9 protein-coding genes and 1 other RNA gene are annotated in these 6950 nt (G+C 69.7%); all 10 read right to left on the bottom strand.

The genetic code is table 11. The features are described from left to right. Nucleotides 1-31 precede the first annotated feature (31 nt). Nucleotides 32-256: a ribbon-helix-helix domain-containing protein gene (locus HW577_RS17400; protein ID WP_198377413.1), complete on the bottom strand. Its 225-nt coding sequence runs from the start codon at nt 254-256 to the stop codon at nt 32-34. Beyond that, the gene (locus HW577_RS17395; RefSeq protein ID WP_198377412.1) at nt 253-1662 is read right to left on the bottom strand and encodes a class II fumarate hydratase; all 1410 of its coding nucleotides are present in this window, start codon (nt 1660-1662) and stop codon (nt 253-255) included. The genes HW577_RS17400 and HW577_RS17395 overlap by 4 nt, the downstream gene beginning before the upstream one ends. An 18-nt stretch (nt 1663-1680) precedes the next feature. Further along, nucleotides 1681-2088: a VOC family protein gene (locus HW577_RS17390; RefSeq protein ID WP_198377411.1), complete on the bottom strand. Its 408-nt coding sequence runs from the start codon at nt 2086-2088 to the stop codon at nt 1681-1683. A 5-nt stretch (nt 2089-2093) separates the two neighbouring features. Next, nucleotides 2094-2486 (bottom strand): RidA family protein, encoded by a 393-nt coding sequence (locus HW577_RS17385; protein WP_198377410.1) that lies wholly within the window; start codon nt 2484-2486, stop codon nt 2094-2096. A gap of 10 nt (nt 2487-2496) precedes the next feature. Further along, on the bottom strand, nt 2497-2754 hold the full coding sequence (locus tag HW577_RS17380) for a DUF1272 domain-containing protein (protein ID WP_198377409.1): 258 nt from the start codon (nt 2752-2754) through the stop codon (nt 2497-2499). 2 nt (nt 2755-2756) lie between these two features. Next, a complete protein-coding gene (locus HW577_RS26620) occupies nt 2757-3005 on the bottom strand; it encodes a DUF2798 domain-containing protein (protein ID WP_198377408.1) in 249 nt (82 codons plus the stop codon). Then, nucleotides 3002-4663, bottom strand: coding sequence for a fumarate hydratase (locus HW577_RS17370; RefSeq protein ID WP_269769561.1), 1662 nt, complete (start codon nt 4661-4663; stop codon nt 3002-3004). The genes HW577_RS26620 and HW577_RS17370 overlap by 4 nt, the downstream gene beginning before the upstream one ends. Before the next feature lie 82 nt (nt 4664-4745). Next, nucleotides 4746-5267: an SspB family protein gene (locus HW577_RS17365; RefSeq protein WP_198377407.1), complete on the bottom strand. Its 522-nt coding sequence runs from the start codon at nt 5265-5267 to the stop codon at nt 4746-4748. Nucleotides 5268-5302: 35 nt separating this feature from the next. Next, nucleotides 5303-5622, bottom strand: a transfer-messenger RNA (tmRNA) gene (gene ssrA, locus HW577_RS17360). A 6-nt stretch (nt 5623-5628) separates the two neighbouring features. After that, complete coding sequence (locus HW577_RS17355) at nt 5629-6789, bottom strand: M20 aminoacylase family protein (RefSeq protein ID WP_198377406.1); 1161 nt, start codon at nt 6787-6789, stop codon at nt 5629-5631. Between the last annotated feature and the right edge of the window lie 161 nt (nt 6790-6950).

The following is a 6950-nucleotide window of genomic DNA, read 5'->3' as shown; positions in this document are numbered from 1 at the left end:
CGCGCTGGCGGGCGGAGCGCTGAACCGCGCCTCAGCGACGGTCGGCCGCGCGGCCCAGCGCGAAGACGCGCAGCGTGCTGGCGAGCGGCGCGCCGCCGTCCGCGCGCGCCGCATCCAGTTCCGCGATCAGCGCGGCGAGGCTCGTTCCCCGGTCCCGCGCCGCGGCCTCGAGCGCCGCCCAGAAGGCGGGTTCCAGCGCGACCGAGGTGCGGTGGCCGGCCAGGCTGAAGGATCGCTTTTCGAGATGCGGCTTCATCCGCCGGCAAGCGTCGCGCCGGGGCGGAGCATCTCCTCGGGCCGCACCCAGCGGTCGAACTCCTCCGCCGTGACGTGGCCGAGGCGGATGGCGGCGTCCTTCAGCGTCAGGTCCTCGGCCAGCGCCAGCTTCGCGATCGAGACCGCCTTGTCATAGCCGATGCGCGGGTTGAGCGCGGTGACGAGCATCAGCGACTTCGCCACCTGGTCGGCGATGCGCGCGCGGTTGGGCGTGAGCTTCGCGACCATGTGCGTGGCAAAGGAGGATGCGGCGTCGCCCAGCAGATGCGCGCTTTCCAGCACGCACTGGATGATGACGGGCTTGAAGACGTTGAGCTCCAGATGCCCCTGCGCGCCGGCGATGGTGACGGTCGTCTGGTTGCCCATGACGCGGGCGCAGACCATGGTCAGCGCCTCGGCCTGGGTCGGGTTGGTCTTGCCGGGCATGATGCTGGAGGACAGGCCATCCGCCGGCACGATGAGCTCGCCAAGGCCGCCGCGCGGGCCGGAGCCCATCAGGCGGATGTCGTTGGCGATCTTGGTCAGTGAAACCGCGACGGTGTTCATCGCCCCGTGCAGCTCGACGAAGGCGTCGTGCGCGGCCATGCCTTCGGACTTGTCCGGGTTGGGCGCGAAGGCTTCCCCCGTGCGCGCGGCGAGGATGGCGCAGAAGGCGTCGTCGAAATCCGGATGGCGGTTGAGCCCCGTGCCGGCCGCCGTGCCGCCCTGGGGCAGCAGCAGCAGGCGCGGGATCGCGTCCGCGATGCGCGCGACGCCGTTCTCCACCTGGCGCGCCCAGGTGGCGAAGGCGCCGCCGAGCGTGACCGGCACCGCATCCATCATGTGCGTGCGGCCGAGCTTCACGATCGCCGCATAGTCCTGCGCCTTGTCGGTCAGCGCGGCGTGCAGCGCGGCAAGGCCGGGCAGCAGCCGCGCGCGCAGCGCCGCGACGGCGGCGATGTGCATCACGGTGGGGAAGGAATCGTTCGAGGACTGGCCGCGGTTGACGTGGTCGTTCGGATGGATCGGCGCGCGCGCGCCGAGTGGCTGGCCGAGCCGTTCATTGGCGAGGTTCGAGATGACCTCGTTCGCGTTCATGTTGGTCTGGGTGCCCGATCCGGTCTGCCAGACGGGCAGCGGGAAATCCGCGTCTCGCAGGCCGGCGGCGATCTCCTCCGCCGCCGCCTTGATCGGTTCGGCGATGGCGTCGGGCAGTTCGCCGAGGCGGCGGTTCGCCTCGGCCGCCGCCCATTTCTGCAGGCCGCTGGCGCGGATCACGCCGGGGTCGAGCCGGCCTTCACCGATGCGGAACAGGGCGCGGGCACGCTCGGTCTGCGGGCCCCAGTAGCGGTCCGCGGGGATGTCGATGGTGCCGAGGCTGTCGGTTTCGGTGCGCGTCCGTGTCATGACGCGCATCCTAATCCTTCAGGGCGGCGCACCGTAGGTCGATATCTCGATCAGGTTGCCGTCCGGGTCGCGGCAATAGACCGAGGTGATCGGCCCCAGCGCCCCGTCCTTGGCGACCGGCCCCTGCGCGATGGCCACGCCGCAGCGTTGCAGGTGCGCGGCGATCTGTTCCGCATCGACCGTGACGATGAAGCACAGGTCGGCCGTGCCGGGGATGCCGCCGCCTTCGCCGGTCCACCATTCCTGCTGCGTCGCCTCGACCGGGCGCAGGTTGATCTTCTGCCCGCCGAACTTCAGCGCGGTGCGGTCGTGGGGGCCGAATTCCTCCACATCCATCCCCAGCACGCGCTGGTACCAGGACGCCGAGATGGTGACATCCCGGCAGGTGATAACCAGGTGGTCGAGCCGATCGACGGCGAAGCGCATGCGGTTCAGCCCTTCCTGGTGATGCGCGCCGTGACCTCGATCTCGATGCGCATCGCATCGGTCTGCAGCCCGGCATGGATGAGGGTGGAGGCCGGCTTAGCCCGGCCGAGATATTTCTTCACGACAGGCCAGCAGGGCTCCCAGTCCGCCCGATCGGGCACGATGAACAGCACGCGCACCACGTCGTCCAGCGTCGCCCCCGCCTGCGCCAGCGCGGCGGCGACGTTGCGGAAGGCCTGGTCCGCCTGCGCCACGACATCCGGCTGGATGGTCATGGTCGCGTAGTCGTAGCCGGTGGTGCCGGAGACCCAGATATCGTCGCCGATGACGACGGCGCGGGAATAGCCGATCTCCTCCTCGAACTTCGAGCCGGAGGAGATCAGGCGGCGGTCTGTCATGGCGCGGTCCTCATGCGGTGGTGGCACCGCCGCAGCGTTCGGGGCGGTGGATGCGCTCCGTGCTGGCGGGGAATCTTTCCAGCTTCGCCGCGGGGCGGATCGGCCGCGGCACCAGATTCCCGCCGCAATTCGGGCAGAGCCCGCCGGGCAGGCGCGTGCGCGCGCAATCGACGCACCAGGTGCATTCGAAGGAACAGATCAGCGCGTCGCGGCTTTCGGGCGGCAGGTCCCGGCCGCAGCATTCGCAATTGGGGCGGAGTGCCAGCATGGTCAGGCCGGCGCCACGATGCGCGAGACCAGGCGGCGGACGATCGGCAGCACCACCAGCACGGTGGGGAAGGCGATGATCCAGGAACTGATCCAGGCGATCGGCCAGGCGCCGAGTGCGAGCAGCGAGAAGCCGAGCGCCATGAAGGTCGACACGCCCGAGATGATGATCGTCATGATCCCCGACAGGATCAGGCCGGTCACCGGCAGCGCGTAGCGCGCGGGCAGCCGTCGGTCCGCGGTCGCGCTCACTCCAGCCCCTCGTAGAAGTCGTTGCCCTTGTCGTCCACGACGATGAAGGCGGGGAAATCCTCGACCTCGATCCGCCAGACCGCCTCCATGCCGAGTTCGGGGTATTCCAGCACCTCGACCTTGCGGATGCAGTCCTGGGCGAGCCGCGCCGCGGGGCCGCCGACCGAACCGAGGTAGAAGCCGCCGTACTTCTTGCAGGCGTTCAGCACGGCCTTGGAGCGGTTGCCCTTGGCCAGCATCACGAAGGACCCGCCCGCGGCCTGGAAGGCTTCCACGTAGGAATCCATCCGCCCGGCCGTGGTCGGGCCGAAGGACCCCGTGGCGTAGCCCGCCGGCGTCTTGGCCGGGCCCGCGTAGTAGACCGGATGGTCCTTGATGTATTGCGGCAGGCCCTCGCCGCGATCGAGGCGTTCCTGCAGCTTGGCATGCGCGATGTCGCGCGCGACCACCATGGTGCCGGTCAGCGAGACGCGCGTCTTGACCGGGTGCTTCGAGAGTTCCGCGCGGATCTCGCTCATCGGCCGGTTGAGGTCGATCTTCACCACCTCGCCACCGAGGATGTCCTCGGTGTGCTCGGGCAGGTAGTGCGCGGGATCGGCCTCGAGCTGCTCGAGAAACACGCCGTCCGCCGTGATCTTCGCCTTGATCTGCCGGTCGGCCGAGCAGGAGACGCCGATGCCGATCGGCAGGGACGCGCCATGGCGGGCGAGGCGGATGACGCGCACGTCGTGGCAGAAATACTTGCCGCCGAACTGCGCGCCGATGCCGAGGTTCTGCGTCAGCTTGTGGATCTCGGCCTCAAGCTCCGGGTCGCGGATGGCGTGGCCGGCCTTGCTGCCCTTGGTCGGCAGCGCATCGAGCCAGCGGGTCGAACCCAGCTTGACGGTCTTGAGGTTCATCTCGGCCGAGGTGCCGCCGATCACGATGGACAGGTGATAGGGCGGGCAGGCGGAGGTGCCGAGCGTCTTGATCTTCTCCTCCAGGAACGCCAGCAGCTTCGGCTTGTTCAGCACCGCGCGCGTCTGCTGGTAGAGGAAGGTCTTGTTCGCCGACCCGCCGCCCTTGAGGATGAACATCAGGTGCATCTCGTCGGCGTGGTGCTCGCCGGGCTGCGCCATGATGGAGAATTCGACCGGCATGTTGTTGCCGGAGTTCACCTCCTCGAACATCCCGATCGGCGCCATCATCGAATAGCGCAGGTTGGTCTCGGTGTAGGTGCGCGCGACGCCGAAGGCCAGCGCCTCCTCCTCGTCGCCCTCGACCCAGACGCGCTGGCCCTTCTTGCCGAAGACGATGGCGTTGCCGGTGTCCTGGCACATGGGCAGCACGCCGCCGGCGGCGATGTTCGCGTTCTTGAGCAGGTCGAGCGCCACGAAGCGGTCGTTCGCACTCGCCTCGGGGTCGCTGAGGATGTTGGCGAGCTGCTGCAGGTGCCCCGGGCGCAGCAGGTGGGAGACGTCGCGGCAGGCCGCGCGCGCCAATTCGGTCAGCGTCTCGGGCTTCACCCTGAGCACGCGCTTGCCGTCGACCTCGATGGTGGTCACGCCGCCGATGTCGAGCTTGCGGTAAGGCGTCGTGTCCTCGCCCAGCGGGAACATGGGGGCGTAGGCGAAGCCTTCCGGGCGGGCGGGGGCGGCGGCGTCGAGCGGCGGGGTCATGCGCAATCTCCGGGCGCGCGATATGGCGCGCGCACGGGCGGTCTAGCGCAGGGGGGCGGGGGCCGCCAACCTCGGGCCGGCGTCAGCTTTCCTTGGCCGGCTTGCGGCGGAAGGCGTCCAGGCTGACCACCTGGGCGGCGGCGGGCGGGGCGGGGGGCGCATCCTCCTCCGCCGGCCTCGTCTCCTCCTCGGGCACGTCCTCGAAGGGCGGGGGGGCGTCGGCGCCGGTCACGGGGAAGCGCAGCCCGAACCGCACATGCGGGTCGTGGAACATGGTCAGCGCGCCGAAGGGCACGACCAGGCGCGACGGCACGCCGCCGAAATAGAGCGTGACGCTGAAGCGCGCCGCGGCGCGGTCCACGTTCAGGTCCTCGAACTGATGCTGCAGGACAATGGTGATTTCCTGCGGGTACCGCGCCTTGAGATGGCCGGGGATCGAGGTGCCCGGATGGTCGGTGCGGAAGGTCAGGTAGAAATGGTGCTCGCCGGGCAGGCCCTCGGCGGCGGCGCGCTCGATGGCGCGGATCGCGACCTCCCGCAGGGCTTCCTCGGCCCAGGCTTCGTAGGGCATCAGGCTTTCGGGCGGGGCGGCGTCGTCGCTCATGGCTCGGATGTAGGCCAGGCAAGGCGTGGAAGGGAAGTGGGGGGCTTCTGTTGCCCGGTGCCCCCCGGACCGCGCTTACCTATCTCTAGGCAGCGAGCGCCACGGTCTCGCGACCGTTGTCATTGGCACTTGTGATTTGGTCCGATGACGGCGGTACCATGCCGGGCAAAAGACGCATCTTTACCGCGCGCGTCGAGCCTGTTTCGCCCCCATCTGCCGCTGACAAGGCGGGATGATGGTGGAGGCGCCGGGTACCGCCCCCGGGTCCGCAACGCTTATTCCATACGCCGTTTATCGCCATAGTCACCGAGGTGACGCCGCATATATAGCGCGCCGCGCGGCGGATATCGAGAGATATCGCTCAGGCCTTGGGCAGGCCGCGTTCGACGATCCGCGCGTAGAGCGCCGCGCCGTAGGGAATCGCGTCATCGTTGAAGGCATAGCGCGGGTGGTGCGGCATCTCGCCCGGGCCGTTGCCGACATGGATATAGGCCCCGGGCACCTTTTCCATCATGAAGGAGAAATCCTCCGAGCCCATGCCTGGCGGGTTGTCGCGCGCGACCTTTTCCTCGCCGACCAGGTCGGCGGCGGCCGCCGCGAAGGCTTCCGTCTGTTCCGGGTCGTTCACGGTGGGGGCGAAGATCAGGCGCCAGTCCGTGCTTGCCGTGGCGCCGAAGCCGGCGGCGACCCCTTCCGCCACGCGGCGCATGCCTTCCTCGATCCGCGCGGCGACGTCCCGCGAGAAGAAGCGCGCGGTGCCGGAGATGGTCGCGGTCTGCGGGATGACGTTGTAGGCGTCGCCGCCCACCACCTTGGTCACGCTGACCACCGCGGCGTCGCGCGGGGAGATGTTGCGGCTGACGATGGATTGCAGCGCGGTGGTCACGTGGCACGCGGCGAGCACCGGGTCGATGCTGACCTCTGGCCGCGCGCCATGTGCGCCCTTGCCCTCGATGCGGATGTCGAAGAAGGCGCCGCCGGCGGCCGTGGGGCCCGGGCGGATGCCGTATTCGCCCAGCGCCATGCCGGGGCGGTTGTGCATGGCGTAGATGGCGTCGCAGGGGAAGCGCTCGAACAGCCGGTCCTCGAGCATCGCGAGCGCACCGCCGCAGCCTTCCTCGCCGGGCTGGAAGATCAGGTGGACGGTGCCGTCGAAGTTGCGGGTTTCCGCCAGGTACTTCGCCGCGCCGAGCAGCATCGTCGTGTGCCCGTCATGGCCGCAGGCATGCATCACGCCCCTGGTCGTGCTGCGGAAGGGCAGGTCGGTGAGCTCCTCGATCGGCAGCGCGTCCATGTCGGCGCGCAGCCCGATGGCGCGGTTGCCGCTGCCGTTGCGCAATACGCCGACCACGCCGGTGCCGCCCACGCCGCGATGGACCTCCACGCCCCAGGATTCGAGGAGTTCGGCCACGCGCGCGGCGGTGCGGTGCTCGGCCATGCCGAGTTCCGGATGGGCGTGGAAATCCTGGCGGATGGCGGAAAGCTGGGCGTGGTCGCGGCGGATGGCGTCGAGGGGGGACATGGGGGATTCCTGCGTGGCGGGCGCATGGTGCTGGCCCGGCGCGCGTCCGTCGAGGGGGCGCCGCCCCCTCGAACTCCCCCGCCAGGGGACGCGGTCCCCTGGCCCCGCGATCGGTCAAGGTATTGGTTTCCAAAGGCCTTTCGGCCTTTGGCGGGGTGAGC

This window comes from Neoroseomonas rubea (assembly GCF_016106015.1).
Lineage (GTDB): Bacteria > Pseudomonadota > Alphaproteobacteria > Acetobacterales > Acetobacteraceae > Neoroseomonas > Neoroseomonas rubea.
This window is presented reverse-complemented; position numbering and strand designations above follow the sequence as displayed.